Genomic DNA, 23,506 nt, shown 5'->3' on the forward strand with positions numbered 1-23,506 from the left:
GCAAGCGTGGGGCTGGCGGCGGCCTAATCGCGGTCCGGCTTCTCCGAGAGAATCGCGCCGGTCCGCGCATCGGCATGAAACTCAAGGCGTTGACTTCCCTTCAGGCCTTCGCCCTCCCAATGGCCATCGTCTGCCTCCAGTTCATAGATCTCGGTATAGCCCGAGGCAGCGAGCTTCTGCCTCAGCTGTTCAAATGACATCCAATCTGCGCCAGGGATGTCGGCCCTGGCCGAGCCGCCCAGCGCGGCTAGGATGAATGCTGCGCACAGGAGTCTCATGAGGACCCTCCCGACTTGACCGATCGGACCCGCCGCGCGCTGCGGTCGGTTCCGTGGACGCCAGAAATGAAGAGGCCCAGCGCGCGGCGGAGCAGGGCCCCAGCTCCGCCGGCAGAAGCGTTGCTGCTAGGCCGCCGCGGAGCTCCCGAAGTCCAGAGCCTCGGCCCGCGCCGCCAGCCGCTCGCGCACCGCCCCCGGCAACTGGCGTGCCGACTTCACCCGAGGCAGGGCGAATTCGGGGATATGCGCCGGGCGCCTCCCGAACGCCGCCTCGTATTCCGCGTAATTGTTGAAGCGGTGGTCCGACAACGTGGTGTCCAGGGTCGGCAGGGCGCCGCGTGGCTTCTTCATGAGAACGAATATAGAGCATTCGGCGCTCGCCGCTAGCGACCGAGGCGAGCCGATCCGTCACACTCTATTTTCCTGCGCGATGAGAGTCCTGCCTTTGCTTCTGAAATCCTACAGGAGTATGAGGCCATCCGTGCGAGGCTTATGGGGCTCCGGGATAGGCTGGCGGCTCAACCGAAATGCGTCGAGTAGCGCAGGTTCGGGATCTCCTCGCCGCCAGCGGTTGACCCTCGAGCGAGCGGATGTACGCGCAGTTCACGCTTCAGCCTCGTTCGCCTAATCCTGAAGTCGTGGAGCTCGGTTCGGCTGACCTCTCTGAGGTCGCGGATCTCTTCCGCCTCCATCGGCGGCGCCTCCAACAGCCTGAGCCGCTCCAGTGCCGTGGCCAGATCCGCGGGCAGCTCCAGATTCAATCGCATCAACAGCTCCGTGGTTGCCAGGGAGCGGTCGCTCCTTGGATGCCGCTTGCCTGCGGGGCTGCGCTGAGCTTCACTGCCGCGTGGCTCGCCCCCTGTTCCATCCGGCGGGGCGGGCAAGAAAGGCCGGCGCAGCCTCCTGCGTCGGCCTTTCGCATTTTCGTGATCGGAGTTCTCGTCCTTCAGGTTGCACCGATCAATCGTATCGCGCTTTAGTCCTTGGCGCTCCTGCCGGGGTGTCGCCCGAAGCTCGACGCCTGCGCGTGTGAGCCCGAGAGGCCGGCGCAGGGGAAGGCGCCGGCCTTTCGCCACTACTGCGGAGTTGCGAGTTCGTCGACTTAACGCCCTGGAACTGTTTGCACGACGCGACATTTCCGATCTGGCAGGCGCGATCGGCGCGCAGGGGTGCCGGTGGCGCCGAGCCGGCCGGCGCTGTCTTCGGACGGCGCCGGCCTTCTGCTGTCTGGGAACCCTTTCGCGGTTGACGCATTTGTCTCCGGGTTCGGCGGTCCCCCTCTTCCATCCGGACGAACCTCTGAAGTCGGCGATGCCTCCGCCAGGGCCCGCCAGCCTTTTGCGTCTTCGGGTCGTCGCCACCACGTGGGGTTGCTCGACAAAACCCATACACGCGGCGCAAGGATCTCATCTTCGACGCGCAAGGGCCCTGGCGGAGGCGATCCGTCGGGTCATCGCTTTGTGGCCCTCCGTTCGGCCCGAAACCGCTCCAGCCATTCAGCGAGGGTCGGCGAATGGTCGCGCAGCGTTTGTGCCTCGGTCATGAGGACATGAATCAGGTTCGCGGTGCCGAGGGCGGCATCATTGTACAGACCATGCCTAATGGACAGGATGTCGGCGATGTCGTCCCGGGTGATGCGGGTGGTTTTCTCGCGTAGAGCCTGCGCGACTAGCCACGCCGTCTTAGGGCTGAGCTTAACGACGCCATCATCTACTGTCGCCCGAGCCATCTGCTCGGCGAGTGCCAGAAACTTCCTCGTCGGGCCAGAAGCGGGCGTGGTTGACTCTGCTCATGTGGCGTTTGCCGGTGCGCGCTCGCAGGCGTCTACAAGCAGCTGTGCGAAGCGCCGGGCGACGTCCTTGCTGAAGCGCTGCAACGTGCTGTGGCCACGCTGAGGCGCTGGCTCGAAATGGAAGTAGGCGACCGTGAACCCGGCGCTGTCCTGCACCTTGAAGCTCTCAGGGTACTCGACGATGTGCAGCGGCCAACTCGGAGCATCGGGGCTCATAGGGCAGCGGCTCCCAGGTCAATCCTCGTTCTTATAATGTTCTTATTTCAGCTGAGCACAAGGGCGGCGCTGCGACACGGCTGGCCGCGGCAGAACGATTCGGCGGAGGATTGAAGCGCGTCGTCCGTAGTGCATGACTCGACAAAAGCGGCAGCACGTACTTGTGAATCTCGACGGGCTCTCGTTCGGCCGCTTCGGGATGGACCACCGTGGCCTCCGGCGCCAGAGGGGGGAGGACCAGAAGCCGAGTGGATCTGTGGCCCCTTCGACTTCATCCGGCGGGCGCGCGGGGCAGACGGCACGGGCTGGGGGCGCCTGCTGGAGTGGAGCGACGACGACGGCCTCCCGCACTCCTACGTCGTGACGGATGAGGTCCTGCAAGGTGATGTCGGTGCTCTGGCGGCCGACATGGCCTCCAACGGCTTGGCCATCTCGACGGCGGCCAGTGCTCGCAGGAACCGAGTACCTGAACCGGCCGCGGAGTGACCATCGGGTGCGCCTGGTGCCACACACCGGCTGGCACGCAGTGGGCGACGCTCAGTTGTTCGTGTTGCCGGATCAGACCATCGGCACCGCCGGCAATGAGGAGGTCCGACTTGCGAGCAAAAGCCAGACCGCGTCCGACTACGCAAGCGCCGGCAAGCTGGAGGATTGGAGCAGCAGCGTCGGGGCGCTGGTCGACGGGCACATCTGGCCCACCTTCGCCGTGTCGCTCGCCTTCGTCGGCCCCCTGCTCAGTATCGCTGGCCTGGAGGGCTGCGGCTTCAACCTCTACGGCGAGGTCAGCAAGTGCAAAAGCACATGTGCGGAGGCAGCGGCGAGCGTGTGGGGCAAGGGCTCCGCCATTGGCGGGTTCGTGCAGACGGCCCGAGCCACCGACAACGGCCTTGAAGGCGTAGCCGCCGCCCACAGGCACACGCTCTTGGTCATCGACGAAATCGGCCAGCTGGACACCCGAATCGCGGAACAGGTCGCCTTACATGCTGGCCAACGGTCGCGGGAAGAGCCGCTCGGCGCGCTACGGTTCGGCGCGAGAGTCGGCAACGTGGCGCTGCCCGGTCCTCTACACCGGCGAGATGACCATGGCGACGAAGATTACCGAGGGCGGCCGGCGGGCGATGGCCGGCCAGGCGGTGCGGGTGGTCGACGTGGCGCAGGACGCCGGCCAGGGCTTCGGCGTCTTCGACCATGCTGGCGACACCGGGGACGCGAAGGATCTGGCCAACCCCCTCAAGCGGGTGGCCATCTCCACCTACTGCGCCGGCGGGCCGGAGTTCGTGCGCAGCATCCTCGCCGAGGGCTGGCAGCAGGCGGCGGGGCGGGCCTGGTCGACGTCTTCGTCAGGAATGCGCTCGACGGCCGGGGCGACGGCCAGGTGAAGCGGGCGGCGCAGATGTTTGCCCTGGTCGGCGTAGCCGGCGAGCTGGCGCGGTCGTGGAATATCGTCCCTTGGCAACGTGGCGCTGCCCTTGGCGCGGCGACCGAGCTGTTCGAAAGCTGGATTGAGAGCCGCGGCGGCTTGGAGGGGGCCGAACGCATGGAGGCGGTGCGCAAAGTCCGACGGTTCATCGAAGCCCACGGTGATGCGCGGTTCGCCGATCTGAACGCCGGCATCGATGTGACCGACCGTGGATACCCACGGGACAGCTCGAGCGACCGGCCGGTGATCAACCGCGTCGGCTTTCGCAAGAACTCTGGCGCCACGCTCGAATGGTGGATCCTGCCGGAGGCGTGGAAGGCGAAGGTGAGCAGCGGCATCGATCCCGTGATGATCGCCAGCATCCTTGCCGAGCTTGGGCACCTTGTGCCGGACAAGGCCGGCAAGTTCTCGCGCTCAGAACGGACCCCGCTGGGCACGCGGCGGGTGTACGTGATCAAGGCGAGCGTGCTGGAAGGGGGCGACGAATGACCGACGCTGTGGCCTACGACCTGCGCGAACTCGTGCTCGACGCTGTCTGGGGTGTAACAGGTACGTGTGACGGGTGTGACGCCATCGGGCCGCCGTAGGCCGTCGGCTGCTTCGGGCGGAACGAGGCAAAAAGACTAATAATTGCAATGTGTCACACCTGCAACACCTGTCACACCCGGCTTTTGCAGAGAGAAAGGGAGGAGGCTTGTTCGGAGGAGCCAATGAGTGGCGCACCGGTCTGGCCAGGTTGTTGCCTGACCCAGGCGCCGTGCCCCGGCTTCAACGACTGGCCCGCCGTCTAACGGAACGCGCTACGGCCTTCGGCATCGACGCCAAGACGGTCAGGAAGTGGGTCGAGCGGTTTCGATCCCAAGGGGCGGCGGGCTTGGTCGATCGCTCCTTGAGGCCCAAGGCGGTGCGTCAGCCAACACCCGTTGAGATCGCTGACTGGATTGTCGCCCTGCGTCGTCAGCGCTGGACGGGCCAGCAGATCGCCAAGCAGACCAGGGTCTCGCCCGCCACGGTCAGCCGCATCCTGCGGCATGCCAGGTCGAGCCGGATCAGGAATCTGGAGCGCCGGCGCCGATTGTGCGCTACGAGCCTCCATAGGACAGGGCGATGCATAGCGGGATTGAGCGCCGGCTTCGGCGGATCGAGCAGAGCCGGCAGACGGAACGCGCCGCGCGCTATTTGATGCTCGACCGGCCGCCCCGCGAGGGCGAGACGGAAGAGGAGCTGCTTGCCCACGCCCATAGCGCCTGCGAGCCGATGTCGGAAGAGGAGTGGATGTTGACACATGCCGCGGGCGGCGGTGGTGAAACCCCAGATGCAAAGAGAGCTTAGAACTTGCCTAGCCACTTTCATCCTCTCGGGTCAGAGCCGTAAGTCTCTCGGCATCGACAATCTCTAGGGTGCGGTAGCCCGTTCGAATAATGTCGGCTTCGATAAGGCTTGCGAGAGCGCGACGAACACTCGATCGTGTCATTCCGATCAGCCGCCCGAAATCATCCTGGCTGGCCAGCACACGGCCGTCGGCATCGGCTAGGCGCAGAAGCAGCTTCGCGAGACGGGCACGCGGGCTCAGAGAAAGCGCCTCTGCCAGCAGAGTGAGAGCAACAGCGAGATTCGCAAAGCTTTGTTCGTACAGGATGCGCCAGTTGGCAGGATCATGCTGGAGAAGCCTCTTCAACGGTCCTATCGGGATGTGGAGGACGCGGCTCTCAAGTGCTCCGGAGAGGCTGACGAGCCGTGTCGCCCCGGCCATCAGCGCGGCCTCGCCGATCCAAAACCCCGGTTCGGCGCGGTGTACCGTGACAACCTCACCGCCGATCAATGGAAAGGTGATTTCAAACGCGCCTGAGGCGAGACCAAAGATGCCGTTGGGTTCGTCGCCCGCAAGATAGATGACCTCGCCGGCTGCGACCTGCCGCCAGCGGCCATTCTCAGCAACCCATTTCCGAAAATCGGGTGGTTGCTCGGCCAGCCAACCAACCCGATCCAGTGGGTCAAGGCTGATTGCGGCTTTCTCCCTGGATTGGTCCATTTGCAGCAAAGTCTCTTCGCCAGACGCGATACGCATCGCGCGACACAGTGACGGATGCAACTCAAAAACGCCTACCTGCGTTGTGGGATTGCGCGGAGTCATATCGCGTGCCGCTCGACCGTCACGGTGACGAGTAGGGGGGCAATAACAGACCTATTGAGGAAGACGTCTTAAGGGGACATCCATGCGCCGACAGCACCTCCTTGCTGGTCTTTCCCTTCTTGCGCTCGTGGTTGACGGCAGCCACCAACCGGTCTGCGCGCAGGGTCAGGACGTCCGAAAGGACGCAACTGCAGTTACGAGAGCGGCCAACCAAAGGCTGCTCAACACACTACCCTTCTCGGACAAATCCGACTTCGACAACGCGAAGCGTGGCCTGATCGCCCCCCTACCCGCGGACGCCATCAAGGGCGCTGCGGGTAACATGGTCTGGAACCCGGACCAATACGGGTTCATCAAGCCAGACGCTGCGGCACCCGACACGGTCAACCCCAGCCTTTGGCGGCAGGCCCAATTGATCACTATGAGCGGCCTGTTTGAGGTCGTTCCCGGCATTTACCAAATCCGCAATGCCGACCTGTCGAACATGACCATCATCGAAGGCGCGGAGGGGGTGACGGTTGTCGACCCGCTCGTGTCCGCCGAGACGGCCAAGGTGGGCATGGACCTCTACTATAAGAACCGTGGTCAGAAGCCGGTAAAGGCGGTGATCTATACGCATAGCCATGTCGACCACTATGGCGGCGTGAAGGGGGTCGTCAGCGAGGCCGATGTGGCCGCCGGCAAGACCAAGATCTATGCGCCGGACGGCTTTCTGGAGGCCGCTGTGGCCGAGAACGTCATGGCCGGCAACGCGATGAGTCGCCGCGCAAGCTACATGTATGGCAACCTTCTGCCGCCCGACGCCAAGGGGCAGGTGGGTGCAGGCCTCGGCACGACGACGTCCGCCGGTACGGTAACGCTGATCGCGCCCACCGACATCATAACGAAGACCGGTGAGAAGAAGGTCATCGACGGCCTGACTTACGAGTTTCTGATGGCCCCCGGCTCAGAGGCGCCTTCCGAGATGATGTGGTTCATCGAGGAAAAGAAGGCGATGGAGTCCGCTGAAGACGTAACCCATACACTGCACAACACCTACTCGCTGCGCGGCGCGAAAATCCGCGAGCCGCTGCCTTGGTCGAAGTACATCAATCAGGCCCTGGATATGTGGGGTGACAAGGTCGAGGTCATCTTCGCGCAGCACCATTGGCCGACGTGGGGCAACGACAAGGTCGTAGCCCTGATGAGGAGCCAGCGCGACCTCTACCGATATATCAACGACGAGACGCTGAGGATGCTCAACGAGGGCATGACGATGCGTGAGATTGCCGAGGCATTCAAGCTGCCTGCTAGCCTTGGCAATGTGTGGGCAAACCGGGGCTACTACGGTTCCGTGTACCATGACGTCGCTGCCACCTACGTCCTCTATCTTGGCTGGTTCGATGGCAATCCAGCGACCCTTCACGAGCTGCCGCCGGTTGAAGCGAGCAAGCAGTACGTCGCGTTTATGGGCGGCGCTGAGGAAGTCCTCAAGAAAGCCAAAGCCTCCTACGATAAGGGCGACTACCGCTGGGTGGCGCAAGTCGTCCACCATGTCGTGTTCGCAGATCCGAGCAATCAGGCCGCCAAAGATCTGGAAGCGGACGCGCTTGAGCAGCTTGGTTATCAGTCCGAATCCGGGCCGTGGCGCAACTTCTACCTGACCGGCGCTCAGGAACTGCGGAAGGGCGTCGCGAAGCTACCCACCCCGAACACCGCCAGCCCTGACACAGTTCGGGCGATGTCTGTCGAAATGTTCCTTGACTATCTCGGCGTCCGTCTCAATGCGGAGAAGGCTCGCAACGCAAAGGCAAGGCTCAACTTCGACCTTGGGAAGGACGGGGCCTACGTCCTTGAGCTTGAGAATGGCGTGCTGAACCACACGAAGGGCAAAGCAGATAACGCCGATGCGACGGTGGTGCTCTCCCGCGATACGCTGAACAGCATCATCCTTCAGCAGGTCAAGCTTCAGGATGCCCTTTCCTCTGGCGATGTGAAAGTGTCAGGCAATCAGACAAAGCTTCAGGACGTGGTATCCAACCTAGACACTTTCGAGTTCTGGTTCAACATCGTGACGCCGTGAACGTCAGAGGACTTCACGGCGATACAGCGTTCGAGCGGTCATTCGTCCGGCTCGACATCGTTAGGTATAAGTCATTTGCTCGTCGGGACTCGCTTTCAACGAATGGGTCTCATCCACTTCATCGATAAATGACGAGAGGCAGTTATGGCTACATTCAGCAGTACGTACCTCTACACTCTCACTCCCGGTGGGACGAACCAGTACACCGTAAACGGTCAGGTCGCGAACGGTCAGGCCGGCGGCTCCGAGGAGCCGGGTTCAGACGACGGCCAGTTCCAAGCTGGTGAGACGGTTTCTGTGACGTTCACGTCGCAGCCGAGCCTCGACGGCGAGTATACTTATGTTGGCCATGAGCCCGGCATCCCCGGTTACGTCGCCCAGGGACCCGACGGGCTCTTTTACCTCTTCTCGAACGAAGAGGTTCCACTCAATCAAAACTTCAATGTTCAGACCGACCCGGTTCCGATCTGCTTCTGCGCGGGAACGATGATCGGGACTCCCGGGGGCGAGCGTCGGGTTGAAGACCTCACCGCCGGCGACCCCGTGCTGACTGCCGACGGGCAAGCCCGGTTGGTGCTCTGGATCGGCCGGCAGACCGTCGCGTCGCTGTTTGCCGAGCCGTTGCGCAGCTACCCCATCCGCGTGGCCGCCGGCGCGTTGGCCGAAGGCATTCCTGCCCGCGATCTTTACGTCTCGCCAGACCATGCCTTGCTGGTCGAGGGCGTACTGGTGCAGGCTGGCGCCCTAGTCAATGGCGCGACGATCACCCGCGTCGAGCAACCGGAGCCGCGATTCACCTACTACCACATCGAGCTCGAGGACCATGCCCTGGTGCTGGCGGAGGGCGCGCCGGCGGAAACTTTCGTCGACAACGTCACCCGCCGCCGCTTCGACAACTACGCGGAATACGAGGCGCTATTCGGTGATGAGGCCGCCAACATCGTGGAGTTCGAGCTGCCGCGCATCAAGTCGGCGCGCCAGCTGCCACAGGCGGTGCGCCAGCTTCTGGCGGCCCGGGCGGAGGCGTTGGGCTTCGTGGATGTCGCGGCAGCCTAACAGTCCATCGCCTCGCCGAACTCATTCGGCCTCGTTTGGCGGCGCTACATCCGCTCGCTCGAGGGGCTGCTCTCGGCAGCGCGGAAGGGTTGAGGGCGCGCCGGATCCCGGCTGGCCACCTCCTGCCTGAGCTTATCGCGCAGCGCGATCTGCTTGGCCTGGATCGCCTCGAGCTCCTTCAGGATCTCGACCGCAAAGGCGGAGCCCTGACCGCGGACGTCGAGCTCGGCTATAAGCTCGCGCTGCCGCGCGATTTGGGCGTCTCCGGCGGTGATATCCGCCTCGAGTTCCTCCAGCATCCGCTGGACGCTCGGCATAGGAAGCGTCCCCCTTGTCGTCGACGCCCAGGAGCCTACAATGCCGCGCATTGGTGCTGAAAAGATGGGCTGATCGCAAACAGCACGGCGCTCGTGGTCGGCGCTATGCAGGGGGCGTTCACCATACCGTAAAGTGTCGGCCCGCAGCGGCCGCCGCCGCGTGGGACACGCGATAAAGCTCAGCGACGGGTCAGCGCGCATTGAACCAAGCGCTTAATCTCGAAGGGATGCCACGGTTTGGGGAAAAAGCGAACGCGTTCCGGCAGGGTCTCTCCGGCTTCAAGCCAACCCGAGGCGGCGGCGACGTAGATCCAGGGCCATCGCTTTGCTACGACCTGCGCCAGAGCGAGACCCGAGAATGCGCCTCCTGGCATATGGACGTCGGTGAGGAGGAGGCAGATCTTCTCTGCATTCCCCACGGCACCATGTGGGCCAACGCAATCTCAGCATTGCTGAACTCGATCGCGTCAAGGCCCAACTCTTCCACGATGCCAACGACGACGGCGCGGATCAGAGGCTCGTCCTCGACGATAAGCGCAGTGTTCCTAAGGAGATTCTCTACGTGCTTCCCGCCACGAGAAGGGGGGCACAGCTTGTCTCTTAGCCGCCGACGCCCAGTAGCTCCTGCCGACGATAATGATGATTTAGGGCGGCTGGCGCCGTTGTCGAGTCGGAACCGGCGCGCGTAGCACGCGTTGAGTTGGCACGATAGAGCACCACAACTTAGGCCCCGCCCGCGGATGACGCGAGCGGGGCCATTTGCCTCGCGCCCCGGCGCGTCCGAAGCCTCGAGAGGGCAGCCCTCATCGGGCGAGACCTCCCAAAGACCGCCGGCTGGTCCGTCGAGGCCCGCAGTTCCATCCGACGAGTGGGTAGAGAGGCCGGCGCAGGGAAGGCACCGGCCTTTCGCTTTTGGGAACTAACTGGTCGGCCGCTCAGGCCCCGTTATCAAGCCTTCGCCCCGTCGGCTTACGCCGGCGGGGCTTTTGCGTTTCGGGCGTTTGCCCGGCCATTCTCGCCGGCTGGCACGGCGTCTGCTGAGAGCGGCAATTGCTCCCCGTCGGTGATGGAACTGACCGACGTGAAGTCCGGGCCGGCGCGGATGCGCAACAGCGGCCGGGTGCCCTCCCGCCTTGACAGCTGCAGCAAGGCTTCAAAGCCGATCTGGAGGAATAAACGGGGCGGCCATCGATCCCATGCTCATGGCCGACTCATGGCCGATCGTTTTGAAACGGTGGCCCGCCGATGGTTCGGCTTGACGCTGGGGTCGGGCGCGATCGCGCGGCTGAACTCGGCAAGCCGGTTCTTGACTCCCTGGGGGCCCAGGACATCACCGTCCTCGGCGGGGGGTGACGAACAAGTGTTCCTCGGCGCTGCTCTGCACGAACGCCATGAAGCCGAGTTCGACGAGTTGCGAGTGAAGCACAACGTCCCGAGCCTCGTTGGACCGAGCGCATAGAGGCGGACCGTGACACGCGGAAAGTGCCGTTGGCACGAGCCCGCGGCCAAGCGTCGGGTCGGAGCTTGAGCGTCACCCTCGCTTCGACTACCTAGCGCACAGGATCCATGGGGGTGTGCGGATGAAGAGGGCGTGCGCCGTCGCTTTCGTCGCGGCTTTCTGTGCAGCAGCACCGAACGCCGCCCTCGCCTGGGGCGCCTCTGGTCACCGCATGTTGAGCCAGGTGGGCGCTCGGGCCTTTCCGGACGAGCTCCCCGCATTCCTGCGGACGGGCGACGCCGTAGCCGAAATCATGGCGCTCAGCGTCGAGCCCGACCGGTCCAAAGATGCCGGCGTGACCCGTGACGCCGACGGCAACCCAGGCCACTACGTGAACCCGGATGATAGCGGTGCCGTGCTCGGCGGCCCCCGCCTCGACGCGCTGCCGGCAACGCGGGAGGCCTACGACAGCGCCCTGCGCGCGGTGAACGCGACACAGTACAAAGCCGGCTATCTGCCCTACTCCATCATCGAAGGATGGCAGCAGGTCCGAAAGGACTTCGCGCTCTGGCGTGCCGCCGAGCTGGGCGAGCGCACCGCTTCCGACGCCGCGGCCCGGGCGCGCTTTGCGATGGATCGGGCATTGCGCGAGCGCATGATCGTGCGGGACATTGGCGTATGGTCGCACTACGTGGGTGACGCCAGCCAGCCGTTGCACGTCACCGTCCACTACAATGGATGGGGCAACCACCCGAACCCGCAGGGCTTCACGACCGCCCGCATTCATGGGCCGATCGAAGGCGAATTCGTGCGCGAGCATGTCACGGTCGCCGATGTCGCACGCGAGCTGCCGGCGTTTACGGACTGCCAATGCCCAATCGAGCAACGCGTGTCGGCCTACCTCACGCGGACGCAGAGCGAGGTCGCGCCGCTGTACGAGCTCGAGAAGACCGGGGGCTTCCGCAATGCCGCGCCAGCTGCGACCGCATTCATCGCCGAGCGCCTCGCCGCCGGATCGGCGGAGCTCCGCGACCTGGTCGTGATGGCTTGGCGGGCCAGCCCGGACGCGACCGTCGGATATCCGCCGAAGACCTTCAAGGTGATCGAGACCGAAGGCCGGATCTCGCAGGAGCAGCTGTTCGGGGCAGATTGACCGCAACGGGTTTACAGAGGCCTCGACGCCGAGTTCTTGAACGTATCCCTCGCCCGCCGACCTGGTCCGTAGTGCTTGCGCAGGGGGGGAAACGTGCAGCAGCCCATCGCGGCGCACGAGACGGTCTCGTGCGACTCGTCGCCGGCGGTGGTGCGTGTTCCGTTGACGACCGCGCGTCGGACCATGTCCGGGCTCTTGGCTCCATTGGCCGTGATGCTGGCCACCGTTGACGATCCGGCTGCGGGACTGTGCCCTCGATTTTTCAACTCGCGCAGCTTCCTGCGATGGAGATGGGCCGTCGTCCAGCCCATGCCCTGAGCGACTTGGGGGCGCCGGGCACGGGATTAGACGCGACACCTTGACCCTGCTCGTCGCAAGTCAAACAGTCGAAGGCTTAAGCTACCGCGTGAGCAGAGGTCCGGAGGCGGCATGGAGCGCGTGACTCGAGTCGTCTACGGTCCCTTAGCGCTGAAGATGCAGCGCTTGCGAGCAGCGCGCGACAACGCGGTGGGCCGTGAGATCACGACCTTGCCACTGCTGGCCGCCCGCTTGGCGGGCGGCTTCCGGCGCCCGGCGGCACCGGAGGACCTGCAGCCCGCGATTCGCGTCGCGCTGGAGCAGGGCCGCCTGGCGGACCTGGACCGCATCCGCGACCTTCCCGGGATGGTGCGAGCGTTGCAGCGTACGTTGTCGGCCGCCTGGCGCGGCGACATCGCGCTCGACGCCGCCGGCAGCCCGCGGTTGGCGGACCTCGCTGAGCTCGACCGCCGCGTTCGCGTGGCCTTGCCCGTTGGGGTGCTCGTCGCGCCAGACCTGCGCGACGCCGCTCTCGCGCGGGCCTTTCACGCGCCACGGCTGCTCGGGGCGGTCGAGCTGGTCGGGCTGGTGGACGTCGACCCGGTGTGGCGGCCGCTCATCTCCGCGCTCGCCGCGCAAGGATCTGTCTCCTGGGCTGCGCTTTGCGACGGCGACCGGGCTTGGTTCACCGGCTCGGTGACCGGCCCGCCCGAGCCGCCTGCAACTCGGGTGGCTGCCGTGGTCTGTGCCGACCCGCGCGTCGAGGTGGTCGAGGCGTTGCGCTGGGCGCGCGGTCTGATGGCGTCGGGCGTCGCGGCCGCAGACATCGCCATCGCCGCAGCGTCTTGCGAGCCGTGGGACGAGGCCATGCTCGTGCTGGTGCGTGACGCGGCGCTGCCGGTCCATTTCACCCATGGTGTCGCCGCGCTCGAGGAACCGGCCTTCCAGGCCTGCGCGGCGCTGGCGGACGTCCTTCTGCGCGGCCTCTCCCAGGCGCGCGTCCGCCGGCTGCTGCGGCGCTCGGTACGCGCCCGCGACGGGCTGCCGGACGACTGGGCGCAGGGCCTTCGGCGTTCGGCCGGGCTGTTCACGGCGGCGCAATGGCGCACCGCCGTCGTCGCGACGCGCTCCGGGCGCTCGAGCGGCGCCGCCGCTGAGGAGGTCCTCCTCCCCCGCATCTCGGCGCTGGCGCAGGGCGTTGCTGACGCCGCGGTACGCTCAGATTGTGCGGCGAGGTTGCCTCAAAAGGTAAATCGAACGCGCTAAGAGGCTGTTTTGAAATTCGAGCAGGAGGGCTTTGCGGGCGGAGGGCGTTGTGATTCAAGCTGCGGATGTGGACGCAGCAAAGCCGGGGCCGGATGGCCGAGATCGCGAAGAAGACCAAGCGCTATCCCTCTGATCTGACAGATGAGGAGTGGCAGCAGATTGCGCCGCTGATGCCGGCGCCTGGGCGGCGGGGACGTCCGCGGGAGGTCGAATTTCGCGAGGTGATCAATGCAGTGCGCTACCTGGTGCGGTCCGGATGCGGCTGGCGCATGCTGCCGATCCATTTTGGCCCATGGCAAACGGTTTATGGCTGGTTCCGCGAGTTGGCCCGTCGGTTTCTGTTCCAGACGATTCACGACGTGTCTGTGATGCTGGACCGGTCACGAGCGGGGCGTGAGGCGACGCCTTCTGCGGCGGTGATCGACAGCCAGTTGGTCAAGGCACCGCATGCCGAGACGAGAGGCTACGATGCCGGCAAGAAGATCGTCGGCCGCAAGCGTCATATCGCCGTCGACACGGATGGGCGGCTTCTCATGGTCAACCTGACGCCGGCCGATGTCTCCGATAGTGCCGGCGGCCAGATGATTCTGGATGGAATCCGCAAACGCTGGCCCTGGGTAAGGCATCTGTTCGCCGACGGCGCCTATGATCGGCTCCAGCTCATGGACAAAGCGACTTATCTCGACTTCATCGTCGAGATCATCCGCCGCTCCGACGATCAGAAGGGCTTCCCCATCTTGCCCCGCCGTTGGGTGGTCGAGCGAACGTTTGGCTGGATGACCCGCTGGAGGCGACTGGTCCGCGACTATGAGAAGCGCATCGACGTTTCTCACGCCATGATCCTCGTCGCCATGGGCGGAAACCTCATCAGGCGCAACGCCCATCCCTGAATTTCAAAACGGACTCCAACCACCTCGGGCGAGTTAACAGCGGAAACCAAAGGAATAATTGGAAAGCTACTTGGCGCGATAGGCCTTGGAGGAGATATAATTTATAAATCTGAGGAGTATGAAAATGTAGCGCGCGAGGCATTAAAAGAAGATAGATTCTACACCCAACAGTGCAACAAAGAGTTAGCGGTTATTGCTATTCAACAGATTTGCAAGAAGATGGCCTCTATTCAGACCTGTGAACGTCCAGAGTTCGGGTTGCGGGGGTGGAATCGTGAGGAAGTCTTAAACGGAACCAGCGGATGGCGCGGCGGCGGGTATAACCAAGACGCGTTCTGCACAGATTATGCTTCGGTACAAATTAGGGCCTGCAATCTCGCTGGGACGGCCTATAAGTTAGAGGTATTATCAAGATCGGAAGAAGCCCGCTGGGCGGGAATTAGAAATAGGCAATACAACTATCGCTGCGCTATAAAGCTACAGTGGGGACCGACATACAACGAGCGGACCGATCCTCTCTGTGGTATTAAGTCGGAATAATTAGAATTGTACATCAATCTAGCGACTAGTAGATAGATGCTTAATGTCATTGTGCTTTGGCCGCATACGGCGACCGGCAGCCAGGGGTGCTTTCATAGGTTGCTGTATAATATAACTGCACGCAAGAATTGCGCAGCTGTTGTGCTCGGTCAGGGGCGGCTAAATGCAGCGCCCTGCCGCTATAGCCGGGCGCTGCGGGATAAACTCGATCAAGTCAGTTGGGGCAAGGTATCAGAGCGGCCGTGAGCCAAACAAGCACGGTGTAAGCAACGTCGATTCGGCGGTATCGAGGCGAGGACCGCTCCTGGCGCGCGCGAGGCCAGGGTGGTTGCGTGGGTTGGAACGCACGGCTTTTCTGGAACATCGACTACCACGGCCCCTTCAGAAGAAGGGGGCGTTCAGGGAGTGGCGCATGATCTTCTCCCGGATGAGATCGGCAAATCCTTCGTTGCTCTGCAGGGCCGCCAACTCGGCGCGAGTCAGGACCAGCACATTGACCTTGCGGGCCCGCGCCGCCTGGATGACGGCGTGGGCGTGGCTATCCCGCTCGCCGCTGCCCGTAATGCCATTGGCGGTGACAAGCACGGCCCAGCTCAGCTGAACGTCCTCCATCTTGGCGACGAAATTGCGGACCTCGGCACTGCCGATAGGATCGCCGGTGTTCTTACACTCGATTACCATCGCCGGTTCGGCGAAGGGGAAGGGGCTCAGACGGATGTCATTGTGGAAGCAGACGTCGAACTCGGCGTCGCCAAGGTTCGTGACATGCCGACTCTTCCAGTGCGAGAACCCGGGGAGGCCACCGAACACGAATCGGACCAATTCCTCCAGAATCTGGCCACGCTCATAGCTGCTGTCGGCGCCGTCGCTGCGCGTCCAGGCGTCGGCGATCGTGGCGATGTAGTCGGGATCCGGATCCATCCCGGCTACTCGAGTCCGTGTACCGCGCGATTGCGCGCCTGGGTGATGGTCCGGATGAGCTGACCATCAAGGACGAGGCGCTCGAACGACAGGAGGCCGACCCGCACTATGACCGGGTTGAGCTCGACAAGCGTCAACGGCAGGGCACTGCTATCTTCGATCAGCAGCGCCAAGCCAGCGCTGGCCTCGCGCGCGTAGTCGCGGAGGCCGTTTAGCTTTCGGGCGAACTCGTTCGGCTCCAGTCTCCGGGTGACTTCGACCAACACCGGGTTGATCGTGGTCGAGACGGAATCGGCAAGCCAAATGGCGAAGTCGGGTCTGTAGCTCGTGGTTCCGGGTGTGGGCCGATAAGGGTCCTGCGCTACGCCGGCGATCTCGGGCGAGCGGTCGAAAAGGTCGAGCAGGCGTTGTTCCAACGCCGATTGCGGATAGATCGGGCGCGATTTCCGAGAGGTCGACTTCGGGCCAAGCGCCGTAGTCTGCGGCGCCGGGACCTGCGCGCGAGGCGCCCTCTCCACTCCATCCAGAAAGGCCGGAATGTGGAAGCGCAGGGCGGCCGCATCGGTGATCTTGGCGCGCACTCGCGGCAACATTGCCAGAGCAGGCTCGTTCTCGAACGCGGGGAAGGACGCGCCGTCGACAGCCACCAGTAGCACCGGAAGCCCTCGACCCAGCGCAAAGCCGGTCTCGACCAAAAGGTTCGGCGACCCCTCAGGATCGACAACGATCACCGCGTCGGCGCGCGCGATCAGATCGGGCGCTCCCCGGCGTGAACTGGCGACCGCGTCCTCTTCTGAGTTAAGAACGCGCCAACCGCTCCGGACGATCACGTCGGCCAGGGCGCTGAGCTTGGCGCCGATCGGCGCGATGATGAAACAGGCCCTCTCTATCATGCGCTTGTTCTACTTCGAAGAGTGAAGGTTGTCGCGATCGACGAAAGCGTCCGACTGAGCGTCCGCTTTCCGTTCGAAAGCCAATGCCGGCTTCTGGCGCAATTCGGACCTTGGCAATGTAGGAGACCAGGGACTTGTCGCGTCGGACCCATCGTCGGCAACGTTCACCGCGCCGCAGGTCACGATCTTCTCGCAATCATCCGGCCGCCTTCGCCGGGGCAGTCGGTCCCCGGGTCCCGGCGTCAGGGCGCCGTCGCGATGCTGCCGCTCCTGCGGCTGCCCTGTTTAACCGGTCTCAGGCAGCCAGTCGGTCCCGCGTGCCGCCGACGGCGTCGCTATGCTCATGCTCCTGCGACTGCCTGCCACGCGCTCAGGCGGCCTCGCTGCGGGAGTTTGGGACGTGGCGAGACGACGTGTCACCGTCATCCGACCAGTTGCATGGCCAGGGTGTTGGCGGGAAGCGGCTGGATCAACGCTTTGGTGGAAATGGTTGGATCGAGCCAGTCGGCCCAGGCGCTGCGCTGAAGGACGGCGATCTGTCGATCATGATAAGGCTCGATGTCGGGGCCAGGCTCGATCGTCAGCATGGTGAAGGCCTCGCCGACGTCCTTCGTGTCACGCCAGATTCCCGCGATGCAAAAGATCGGCTCGTCTTTTTCGTGAACAGCCATTTGTCCTTGCGCTTCTTCGTCGGGTCAGCCGGATCGGTGAACTCGTAAAAACCGTCCGCGACGATCAGGCACCGGTTGGACGTGAATTCACGGCCCTCGGAACGGAAGTTGTAGACCGGCCGCCTGTTCGGGCTCGGCCAGCTCCAGCGTCGCTGCACCATGTCGCCTTCCCCGCGGCTCCCGTCGATCGCTCGGATGATCGGGGCGACGTCGGTGATCTTGATGTCCTCTCGCGGCGCAATGTTGGGCATTCCCTCGCCGAAGCGGATCTTGATCTTCAGGTCGGCGAAATCCTCCACAATGGAGGCGAGGTCCACCAGCAGCTGATAGTCATTGCACATTCGTCCTCCCTCTCGGCGTTGCCTCAGTTTTGGCGCGCGAGTCGACGGACGCTTGAGGTGGCGCCTACTTCGGTAGGCCTTCTTCCCAGATCCGAATCGTCTCGGTGAAGTCGCCGGGGGAGTAAGCGCGCACCGTCACGGCGACCGGCACGAAGCTCTTCCCCGCATAGCTCGGCCTGGCATCGTAGCGAGTCACCTTCCCGTCCATTGCCAGGGGGCGAATGACATTCTCGTCGGTTCGCCGCTTCAGCTCGGCAGCAAAGGGAGGGACGAACACCACATTGGCGGGATTGGCGGCGTCTCCGCCGAATATCTCCGGCACCAGGAGCATGAGGGCCAACTCGTTCTTGTCGGCCAGACGCGCGGCTTCTTCGCGCGAGCAAACCCCAGAATAGTCTGGCCCGGCTCTCCGCTTGTCTCTGGTGAACCACCCCATTTGCGCTCCTCTCCATCGCATGTCAGGCGGGCAACGGTTCGCCCGCCGAGCCCACACGAGCGAGACACGAGTTCCATTTCGAACGCATTGCCCCGACCGGGTGTTCCGGATACGTTCGCATCCTCATGCGTCCTACCGCTTTCGATTCCGACGCACCGCTCAGCAAACGCCGTGTGATCATACGGCGCGACGGCGACGGTATTGAGATCCTGGAATTGCCCTGGGCCTCGGGAGGCTGGCGGGCGGCCGGTGACCGTCTTCCGGGCCGAGGGCCGCCAATCCCCGGCCATCGCTGTCTGGTGCTTGCCTCCGAGTTTCGCCATCAGCGTGAGGACAAGCGCTACCGGTTTGGGCTCGCCGACGGCGACTGGTTCTACTTCGCAGGCATCTGGCAACCCGGGTCCCGTCACTGGCCGGAGGCCTACGCCATCCTGACGATCCCGGCGAACGATGATATCGCGCCATACCATGATCGCCAGATGGCGGTGCTGCCGCGGGGGCAGCGGATGGCCTGGCTCGATCTGACCATCCCGGAAGCGGAGTTGCTTCGACCGCTTCCGTTGGGCAGCTTCACCGTGCGCGAACTGCGTGCAGCGGCCTGACCGCAAAGGCTGAAAACCGGAAAGCCGTTTCCGCGGATTTGCGGCCCTGACGGGGATGGGGGCTTCCGGCGGCCGAGCTCGTCCAGCGCAGCGTTTCAAGAGTGAGAGAGGGGACCGGACGTCCACGACGGGTTCGGGCTGGGAGAGAGGCTTCCGGCGCCCGTCATGGAGACGACCCATGACCCAGGTGGAGATTCGGGGCGCCACGCGTGGCGGTGCTGGCGGCTACAAGGTGGATGCAGGCCGTGGCGAGCGGGTCGGCCGCGTGTCCTCGGAATGGTTCTCCCGGCCGGACGACGAGCGCTACCTGTCCCTGTCGGACCTGTTTGCGGCGGTGCGAGGGCGGGCTGAGCGCAGCCGGACGCGAACGGTGGAGAGTGCGGCGATCCGCGTCGAAGCGAGCCGGGATGATGCCGAGCGCCTGGCGCTTATGCTGCCCGGCTCAGAAGCCCCAATCGCGCCGACCCACTGGAGCTTCGGCCGGTTGGCGAGCCTCGTCGGGGCGCCGGCCGCCTATCTGCGCCAGCTCCCGGCGGCGCTCGCCGGCATCAACCTGCAATATGGCCTGACCTCACACCGGGCCGAGCAAGTGAAGACGCTCGAGGTCGAGGACGGCCGTGTCGAGTTGCGCGCCGTCACCGGTCCCGAGTATGGCCGGATCTTCGATCACGAGCTCGTCGGCGCCGTGCAACGTATTGCCGGCAACGGAACGGGCGACACGCGCTGGAAGGTGCCGGGCGTGCTCGACTGGTCCACAAGCATCTACAATCCGCGCATCGACATCACGAAGGATACGACGACGCTCTACGCATCGGACCGCGACGTCTTCATCTTCCTCGTGGACGATCTCAATCCCATAGAAGCCGGCCGGCTGCCGGATGGCTCGCCCGATCTCTATTTCCGGGGCTTCTACTGCTGGAATTCGGAGGTGGGCGCCAAGACGCTCGGCATCGCCAGCTTCTATCTCCGCGCCGTCTGCCAGAACCGCAATCTCTGGGGCGTCGAGGATTTTGAGGAGATCACCATTCGCCACTCCAAGTACGCTGCTTCGCGATTTGCGCACGAGGCGGCGCCCGCGCTTACCCGCTTCGCCAATTCCTCCCCCATGCCATTCGTCAACGGGATTAGGGCAGCACGGGAGAAGATCGTCGCCCGCGCCGATGAGGATCGCATGGACTTCCTGCGCCGGCGCGGCTTCTCGAAGGCCGAGACGGCGAAGATCATCGAGACGGTGCTGGCCGAGGAGAATCGCAAGCCCGAGAGCGTGTTCGATTTCGTACAGGGCATCACGGCTGTGGCGCGCGACAAGACCCACCAGGATGCCCGCCTCGATATGGAGGGGAGGGCGAAGAAGCTGCTCGACCGGGCATCCTGATTTCCGGACCGCCGGAGACGCGGAAACCCGCGTCTCCGGCTCGGCGCTTCCCCGCTTTTCCGGATCGCCGGTTTTGAGGCGCTGCCCACAGAGAGGAAGAGGGCTGCGCCGGCCTTCATGACGGGTTCCTGCTGAGAGAGACGCTCTCGGTGCCCGTCGTGGAGAACCCGAGATGGCTGCGGTTGCCAAGATCACCCTGAGCGCGTCGCGCGACATCCCCTTCAACAAGCTCGTTCTGTCCCAGTCCAATGTCCGGCGCATCAAGGCCGGCGTTTCGATCGAGGAGCTGGCCGAGGACATCGCTCGGCGCACCCTGCTGCAGAGCCTGACCGTCCGGCCGGTGCGCAACGCCGACGGCCAGGAGACGGGCATGTATGAGGTTCCGGCCGGTGGGCGGCGCTACCGGGCGCTCGAACTCCTGGTGAAACAGAAGCGCCTCACCAAGACCGCGCCGATCCCTTGCGTGGTGCATGAGACCGGCCTCGCAGAGGAGGACTCCCTCGCCGAGAACGTTCAGCGCGCGCCGCTGCACCCGCTGGATCAATTCCGCGCCTTCCTGGCGCTGCGCGAGAAGGGGCAGTCCGAGGAGGAGATCGCAGCCTCCTTCTTCGTCTCGGTCGCGGTCGTGCACCAGCGCCTGCGGCTCGCGTCGGTGTCGCCGCGGCTGTTGGAGGCCTATGCGGACGACCATCTCACGCTCGACCAGCTGATGGCCTTCACCATCAACGGCGACCACGCGCGCCAGGAGCAGGTCTTCGATCGTCTGTCGACGTCCTACACCAAGGAGCCTTATGTCATCCGCCGCATGCTGACCGAGGGCGCGGTCAGAATGGCTGACAAGCGGGCCCAGTTCGTTGGCCTGGAGGCTTACGAAGCAGCCGGCGGCACCGTTCTCCACGACTTGTTCCAGGGCGACGATGGCGGCTGGCTGGAGGATGTCGCCTTGGTCGATCGGCTGGTCGCCGACAAGCTCTCATCCGAGGCAGACGCGATCCGCGCCGAAGGTTGGAAGTGGGTCGAGGTCGCGCCCGACTTTCCCTATGGGCACACCTATGGCTTGAGGCAGCTCCGCGGTGAGACGCAGCCGCTGTCGGTCGGCGAACTCGCCACGCGCCTTTCGCTCCAGACCGAATACGATCAGCTCGAAAAGGCCAACGCCGGCGCGGACGAACTGGCCGAAGAGGTCGATCAGCGCCTAGCCGAGATCGAGACGGCTCTTGCCGTCTTTGAGGATCGGGCCGTCCGCTTCGATCCACGTGAGATCGCGCGCGCCGGTGCCTTCGTCAGTATCGACAGCGCGGGCGTGCTTCGCGTCGAGCGCGGCTACGTTCGTCCCGAGGACGAGGTACAGGTGAAGCCAGAAGCGGAGCACGACGGCCAGCAGGCCGTCGCCGCTCGGGCGGAGCCGGCCGCAGATGTGGTGCAGGCGGAGCCTGCCAGCGCGCCAGAACCGGACGAGGATGACGGTCTGAAGCCTATCCCTGACCGGCTGATGACCGAGCTCACGGCGCATCGGACACTGGCGCTGCGTCACGCCCTCGGCGAGGAGCCGGACGTGGCCTTGCTGGCAGCGCTGCACGCGCTCTGCCTCAAGGCCTTCTATCCCTATTCGGTCGGCTCTTGCCTGGAGCTCGAGCTGAAGAGTGCAGGCCTCGGTGTGCAGGCGCCGGGGCTGAACGACACAAAGCTCGCGGCCAGCTGCCATCATCGCCACCAGGCTTGGATTGCCGCGCTGCCCAAGGAGCCCACGGCGCTTTGGGACGCGTTGACGGCATTCGATGTCGACAGCCGTCAGGCGCTGTTTGCCCATTGTGTCTCGCTCTCGGTCAATGCGATGGTCGAATCCTACAGCCGCCGGCCACAGGCGATCGCTCATGCGGATCGCCTGGCCGAGGCGCTCGATCTCGACATGGTGGCGTCCGGCTGGGAGCCAACGGCTCAGACCTATTTCGCCCGGGCTACCAAGGCCCGCATTCTCGGTGCCGTGCGGGAGGCGAAGGGTGAGCGGGCAGCGCAGTCGATCGAGCACCTGAAGAAGATCGACATGGCCGAGAAGGCCGAGGTGCTGCTGGCCGGCTCCGGCTGGTTGCCGGAACCACTGCGCACGCCGGGGCGGGCACTTGTGCCTTCGCCCGCGGCTACTGAACAGCAGGCAACCGTTGCTGACGAAGCAACCGGCGCAGAAATGGTGGCCGACGGCTGCGAAACGGCTATGGGCGGAACCGAACCCATGGATGAGGATGAGGTGGCCGCGGACGAACCGCACACCGTCGCGGCAGAGTAAGCCCTGAAGCAGCACATCAACCCACTCGGCCCGCCAGCGACGGCGGGCCTTTTTTGTCTCGGAGCACGCGATGAGAGAGGACGCTGCCGAGCTGGCGCGCCGTCTCGGCGATCGGGCCGAGGCGGTATGTCGCCATTATCTTCCAGCCGGTCATCGCTCGGGCCGGTACTGGGTGGTGGGCGATGTCAGGAACACGCCCGGCCGCTCGATGTTCGTCAGGCTCATGAGCTCGCCGAAGGGGCCGGCTGGTAAGTGGACGGATGCCGCCTCCGGCGAGCATGGTGATCTGCTCGATGTGATCCGCGAGAGCTGCGGCCTGGTCGACTTCCCCGATATCGTCGAAGAGGCTCGCAGCTTCCTCCGTCTGCCGCACCCCGATCTGGAGTCGATCTTCCACAGGCGCCACGCCGTCGCAGTGCCGTCGGGATCAGCCGAAGCCGCACGCCGGCTCGTCGCCATGACCGAGCCGATTTCGGGCACTCTCGCAGAGACGTATCTGCGCAACCGCGGCATTGCGGATTTGCGCGGAACCGGTTGCCTGCGCTTTCACCCGCGCTGCTACTATCGGCCCGACATGCACGCGCCGACCGAGGTCTGGCCGGCCATGATCGCCACCGTCACCGATCTCGCCGGCAGGCTCACCGGCGCTCATCGCACCTGGCTCGATCCCGATGGCTTTCATCCCGTCCGGCTCGGCAAGGCGCCAATCGGCACGCCGCGGCGCGCCATAGGCGATCTGCTCGGCAACGCCGTTCGCTTCGATGTTCCCGGCGACGTGCTGGCGGCCGGCGAGGGCATCGAGACGATCCTCTCGCTCCGCTGCGTCTTGCCCGGTATGGCGATGGCGGCCGCACTCTCGGCAGCGCATCTCGCGGCTATCGTGTTCCCGGAGACCTTGCGGCGCCTCTACATCGCTCGTGACGCCGATCCGGCCGGCGACGGCGCGAGCGACAATTTGATCGACCGGGCGAATGCGGCCGGAATCGAGGCGATCGTGCTGTCGCCGGCGCGCGGGGACTTCAATGAAGATCTACGCATCCTCGGCATGGACGCCCTTCGAGTCGGCGCGAGGAGCCAACTCGCTCCGCAAGACGTTGCCCGGTTCCTGGCTCTGGCGGCCTAGC

23 protein-coding genes and 3 pseudogenes are annotated in these 23,506 nt (G+C 64.6%); 15 read left to right on the plus strand and 11 right to left on the minus strand.

From position 1 onward, the window contains the following. Positions 1-23: 23 nt before the first annotated feature. The 5 genes from ACZ5PO_RS10350 to ACZ5PO_RS10370 form a co-directional block, all read right to left on the minus strand. Positions 24-278: a PepSY domain-containing protein gene (locus ACZ5PO_RS10350; RefSeq protein WP_464192977.1), complete on the minus strand. Its 255-nt coding sequence runs from the start codon at positions 276-278 to the stop codon at positions 24-26. A gap of 126 nt (positions 279-404) precedes the next feature. Then, on the minus strand, positions 405-629 hold the full coding sequence (locus ACZ5PO_RS10355) for a hypothetical protein (protein ID WP_464192979.1): 225 nt from the start codon (positions 627-629) through the stop codon (positions 405-407). 167 nt (positions 630-796) lie between these two features. Next, on the minus strand, positions 797-1,045 hold the full coding sequence (locus tag ACZ5PO_RS10360) for a hypothetical protein (RefSeq protein ID WP_464192981.1): 249 nt from the start codon (positions 1,043-1,045) through the stop codon (positions 797-799). 683 nt (positions 1,046-1,728) lie between these two features. Beyond that, a complete protein-coding gene (locus tag ACZ5PO_RS10365) occupies positions 1,729-2,007 on the minus strand; it encodes a hypothetical protein (RefSeq protein ID WP_464192983.1) in 279 nt (92 codons plus the stop codon). 60 nt (positions 2,008-2,067) lie between these two features. Further along, positions 2,068-2,286, minus strand: coding sequence for a hypothetical protein (locus tag ACZ5PO_RS10370; protein WP_464192985.1), 219 nt, complete (start codon positions 2,284-2,286; stop codon positions 2,068-2,070). Between the two features lie 129 nt (positions 2,287-2,415). Here ACZ5PO_RS10370 and ACZ5PO_RS10375 point away from each other — a divergent pair, with 129 nt between their 5' ends. From ACZ5PO_RS10375 to ACZ5PO_RS10400, 6 genes and pseudogenes are all read left to right on the plus strand, one after another. Then, complete coding sequence (locus ACZ5PO_RS10375) at positions 2,416-2,772, plus strand: DUF927 domain-containing protein (RefSeq protein ID WP_464192987.1); 357 nt, start codon at positions 2,416-2,418, stop codon at positions 2,770-2,772. Beyond that, positions 2,672-3,250: pseudogene (locus ACZ5PO_RS10380) on the plus strand (DUF927 domain-containing protein); the annotation flags it as partial. The gene ACZ5PO_RS10375 and the pseudogene ACZ5PO_RS10380, both read left to right, overlap by 101 nt. Positions 3,251-3,368: 118 nt before the next feature. Then, the gene (locus ACZ5PO_RS10385) at positions 3,369-3,665 is read left to right on the plus strand and encodes a hypothetical protein (protein WP_464197260.1); all 297 of its coding nucleotides are present in this window, start codon (positions 3,369-3,371) and stop codon (positions 3,663-3,665) included. 14 nt (positions 3,666-3,679) lie between these two features. Next, positions 3,680-4,195 (plus strand): hypothetical protein, encoded by a 516-nt coding sequence (locus tag ACZ5PO_RS10390; RefSeq protein ID WP_464197262.1) that lies wholly within the window; start codon positions 3,680-3,682, stop codon positions 4,193-4,195. Between the two features lie 268 nt (positions 4,196-4,463). After that, positions 4,464-4,889, plus strand: a complete 426-nt coding sequence (locus ACZ5PO_RS10395; protein WP_464196792.1) for a helix-turn-helix domain-containing protein — start codon at positions 4,464-4,466, stop codon at positions 4,887-4,889. Continuing rightward, positions 4,814-5,038 carry a hypothetical protein gene (locus tag ACZ5PO_RS10400; protein ID WP_464197264.1) on the plus strand — a complete coding sequence of 75 codons (225 nt, stop codon included), beginning with the start codon at positions 4,814-4,816 and terminating at the stop codon, positions 5,036-5,038. The genes ACZ5PO_RS10395 and ACZ5PO_RS10400 overlap by 76 nt, the downstream gene beginning before the upstream one ends. Before the next feature lie 7 nt (positions 5,039-5,045). Here the strand turns inward: ACZ5PO_RS10400 and ACZ5PO_RS10405 are convergent, their stop codons facing one another. Further along, positions 5,046-5,738: a Crp/Fnr family transcriptional regulator gene (locus ACZ5PO_RS10405; RefSeq protein ID WP_464192990.1), complete on the minus strand. Its 693-nt coding sequence runs from the start codon at positions 5,736-5,738 to the stop codon at positions 5,046-5,048. A gap of 184 nt (positions 5,739-5,922) precedes the next feature. Between ACZ5PO_RS10405 and ACZ5PO_RS10410 the strand changes: the two genes are divergently transcribed. Next, positions 5,923-7,902 carry an alkyl/aryl-sulfatase gene (locus ACZ5PO_RS10410; protein WP_464192993.1) on the plus strand — a complete coding sequence of 660 codons (1,980 nt, stop codon included), beginning with the start codon at positions 5,923-5,925 and terminating at the stop codon, positions 7,900-7,902. A gap of 144 nt (positions 7,903-8,046) precedes the next feature. After that, positions 8,047-8,958, plus strand: coding sequence for a Hint domain-containing protein (locus ACZ5PO_RS10415; RefSeq protein WP_464192995.1), 912 nt, complete (start codon positions 8,047-8,049; stop codon positions 8,956-8,958). A gap of 44 nt (positions 8,959-9,002) precedes the next feature. On the opposite strand, the gene ACZ5PO_RS10420 is transcribed toward ACZ5PO_RS10415, so the two are convergent. Next, positions 9,003-9,275 (minus strand): hypothetical protein, encoded by a 273-nt coding sequence (locus tag ACZ5PO_RS10420; RefSeq protein WP_464192997.1) that lies wholly within the window; start codon positions 9,273-9,275, stop codon positions 9,003-9,005. Positions 9,276-10,855: 1,580 nt separating this feature from the next. On the opposite strand from ACZ5PO_RS10420, the gene ACZ5PO_RS10425 reads away from it, so the two are divergent. From ACZ5PO_RS10425 to ACZ5PO_RS10435, 3 genes are all read left to right on the plus strand, one after another. Then, positions 10,856-11,866 (plus strand): phospholipase C/P1 nuclease family protein, encoded by a 1,011-nt coding sequence (locus ACZ5PO_RS10425; protein ID WP_464193000.1) that lies wholly within the window; start codon positions 10,856-10,858, stop codon positions 11,864-11,866. 429 nt (positions 11,867-12,295) lie between these two features. Then, positions 12,296-13,429 (plus strand): hypothetical protein, encoded by a 1,134-nt coding sequence (locus tag ACZ5PO_RS10430; protein ID WP_464193002.1) that lies wholly within the window; start codon positions 12,296-12,298, stop codon positions 13,427-13,429. Between the two features lie 65 nt (positions 13,430-13,494). Then, positions 13,495-14,319 carry an IS5 family transposase gene (locus ACZ5PO_RS10435; RefSeq protein ID WP_464193004.1) on the plus strand — a complete coding sequence of 275 codons (825 nt, stop codon included), beginning with the start codon at positions 13,495-13,497 and terminating at the stop codon, positions 14,317-14,319. A 921-nt stretch (positions 14,320-15,240) separates the two neighbouring features. On the opposite strand, the gene ACZ5PO_RS10440 is transcribed toward ACZ5PO_RS10435, so the two are convergent. From ACZ5PO_RS10440 to ACZ5PO_RS10455, 4 genes and pseudogenes are all read right to left on the minus strand, one after another. Next, positions 15,241-15,780 carry a restriction endonuclease gene (locus ACZ5PO_RS10440; protein WP_464193007.1) on the minus strand — a complete coding sequence of 180 codons (540 nt, stop codon included), beginning with the start codon at positions 15,778-15,780 and terminating at the stop codon, positions 15,241-15,243. Positions 15,781-15,785: 5 nt separating this feature from the next. Continuing rightward, on the minus strand, positions 15,786-16,673 hold the full coding sequence (locus ACZ5PO_RS10445) for a hypothetical protein (protein WP_464193009.1): 888 nt from the start codon (positions 16,671-16,673) through the stop codon (positions 15,786-15,788). Between the two features lie 422 nt (positions 16,674-17,095). Next, positions 17,096-17,685 (minus strand): annotated as a pseudogene (locus ACZ5PO_RS10450) (SOS response-associated peptidase). A gap of 64 nt (positions 17,686-17,749) precedes the next feature. Next, on the minus strand, positions 17,750-18,121 hold the full coding sequence (locus ACZ5PO_RS10455) for a hypothetical protein (protein ID WP_464193012.1): 372 nt from the start codon (positions 18,119-18,121) through the stop codon (positions 17,750-17,752). Between the two features lie 125 nt (positions 18,122-18,246). Between ACZ5PO_RS10455 and ACZ5PO_RS10460 the strand changes: the two are divergent. From ACZ5PO_RS10460 to ACZ5PO_RS10475, 4 genes and pseudogenes are all read left to right on the plus strand, one after another. Further along, a pseudogene (locus ACZ5PO_RS10460) lies at positions 18,247-18,723 on the plus strand (SOS response-associated peptidase family protein). 178 nt (positions 18,724-18,901) lie between these two features. After that, positions 18,902-20,098, plus strand: a complete 1,197-nt coding sequence (locus ACZ5PO_RS10465; RefSeq protein WP_464193014.1) for a DUF932 domain-containing protein — start codon at positions 18,902-18,904, stop codon at positions 20,096-20,098. 172 nt (positions 20,099-20,270) lie between these two features. After that, positions 20,271-22,382, plus strand: a complete 2,112-nt coding sequence (locus ACZ5PO_RS10470; RefSeq protein WP_464193017.1) for a ParB/RepB/Spo0J family partition protein — start codon at positions 20,271-20,273, stop codon at positions 22,380-22,382. 70 nt (positions 22,383-22,452) lie between these two features. After that, entirely contained in the window at positions 22,453-23,505 is a 1,053-nt protein-coding gene (locus ACZ5PO_RS10475; protein ID WP_464193019.1) for a DUF7146 domain-containing protein, read from the plus strand. The last annotated feature ends 1 nt before the right edge of the window (position 23,506 follow it).

It is taken from the genome of Chelatococcus sp. KU-N122, from assembly GCF_055391085.1.

Excerpts from the sequence above, each read along its gene's own strand:
- ACZ5PO_RS10350 (WP_464192977.1), bottom strand. The coding sequence starts at position 278 with ATGAGACTCCTGTGCGCAGCATTCATCCTAGCCGCGCTGGGCGGCTCG.
- ACZ5PO_RS10355 (WP_464192979.1), bottom strand. The coding sequence starts at position 629 with ATGAAGAAGCCACGCGGCGCCCTGCCGACCCTGGACACCACGTTGTCG.
- ACZ5PO_RS10360 (WP_464192981.1), bottom strand. The coding sequence starts at position 1,045 with ATGCGATTGAATCTGGAGCTGCCCGCGGATCTGGCCACGGCACTGGAG.
- ACZ5PO_RS10365 (WP_464192983.1), bottom strand. The coding sequence starts at position 2,007 with ATGGCTCGGGCGACAGTAGATGATGGCGTCGTTAAGCTCAGCCCTAAG.
- ACZ5PO_RS10370 (WP_464192985.1), bottom strand. The coding sequence starts at position 2,286 with ATGAGCCCCGATGCTCCGAGTTGGCCGCTGCACATCGTCGAGTACCCT.
- ACZ5PO_RS10385 (WP_464197260.1), top strand. The coding sequence starts at position 3,369 with ATGGCGACGAAGATTACCGAGGGCGGCCGGCGGGCGATGGCCGGCCAG.
- ACZ5PO_RS10390 (WP_464197262.1), top strand. The coding sequence starts at position 3,680 with ATGTTTGCCCTGGTCGGCGTAGCCGGCGAGCTGGCGCGGTCGTGGAAT.
- ACZ5PO_RS10400 (WP_464197264.1), top strand. The coding sequence starts at position 4,814 with ATGCATAGCGGGATTGAGCGCCGGCTTCGGCGGATCGAGCAGAGCCGG.
- ACZ5PO_RS10405 (WP_464192990.1), bottom strand. The coding sequence starts at position 5,738 with ATGGACCAATCCAGGGAGAAAGCCGCAATCAGCCTTGACCCACTGGAT.
- ACZ5PO_RS10410 (WP_464192993.1), top strand. The coding sequence starts at position 5,923 with ATGCGCCGACAGCACCTCCTTGCTGGTCTTTCCCTTCTTGCGCTCGTG.
- ACZ5PO_RS10415 (WP_464192995.1), top strand. The coding sequence starts at position 8,047 with ATGGCTACATTCAGCAGTACGTACCTCTACACTCTCACTCCCGGTGGG.
- ACZ5PO_RS10420 (WP_464192997.1), bottom strand. The coding sequence starts at position 9,275 with ATGCCGAGCGTCCAGCGGATGCTGGAGGAACTCGAGGCGGATATCACC.
- ACZ5PO_RS10425 (WP_464193000.1), top strand. The coding sequence starts at position 10,856 with ATGAAGAGGGCGTGCGCCGTCGCTTTCGTCGCGGCTTTCTGTGCAGCA.
- ACZ5PO_RS10430 (WP_464193002.1), top strand. The coding sequence starts at position 12,296 with ATGGAGCGCGTGACTCGAGTCGTCTACGGTCCCTTAGCGCTGAAGATG.
- ACZ5PO_RS10435 (WP_464193004.1), top strand. The coding sequence starts at position 13,495 with ATGTGGACGCAGCAAAGCCGGGGCCGGATGGCCGAGATCGCGAAGAAG.
- ACZ5PO_RS10440 (WP_464193007.1), bottom strand. The coding sequence starts at position 15,780 with ATGGATCCGGATCCCGACTACATCGCCACGATCGCCGACGCCTGGACG.
- ACZ5PO_RS10445 (WP_464193009.1), bottom strand. The coding sequence starts at position 16,673 with ATGATAGAGAGGGCCTGTTTCATCATCGCGCCGATCGGCGCCAAGCTC.
- ACZ5PO_RS10455 (WP_464193012.1), bottom strand. The coding sequence starts at position 18,121 with ATGGGGTGGTTCACCAGAGACAAGCGGAGAGCCGGGCCAGACTATTCT.
- ACZ5PO_RS10465 (WP_464193014.1), top strand. The coding sequence starts at position 18,902 with ATGACCCAGGTGGAGATTCGGGGCGCCACGCGTGGCGGTGCTGGCGGC.
- ACZ5PO_RS10470 (WP_464193017.1), top strand. The coding sequence starts at position 20,271 with ATGGCTGCGGTTGCCAAGATCACCCTGAGCGCGTCGCGCGACATCCCC.
- ACZ5PO_RS10475 (WP_464193019.1), top strand. The coding sequence starts at position 22,453 with ATGAGAGAGGACGCTGCCGAGCTGGCGCGCCGTCTCGGCGATCGGGCC.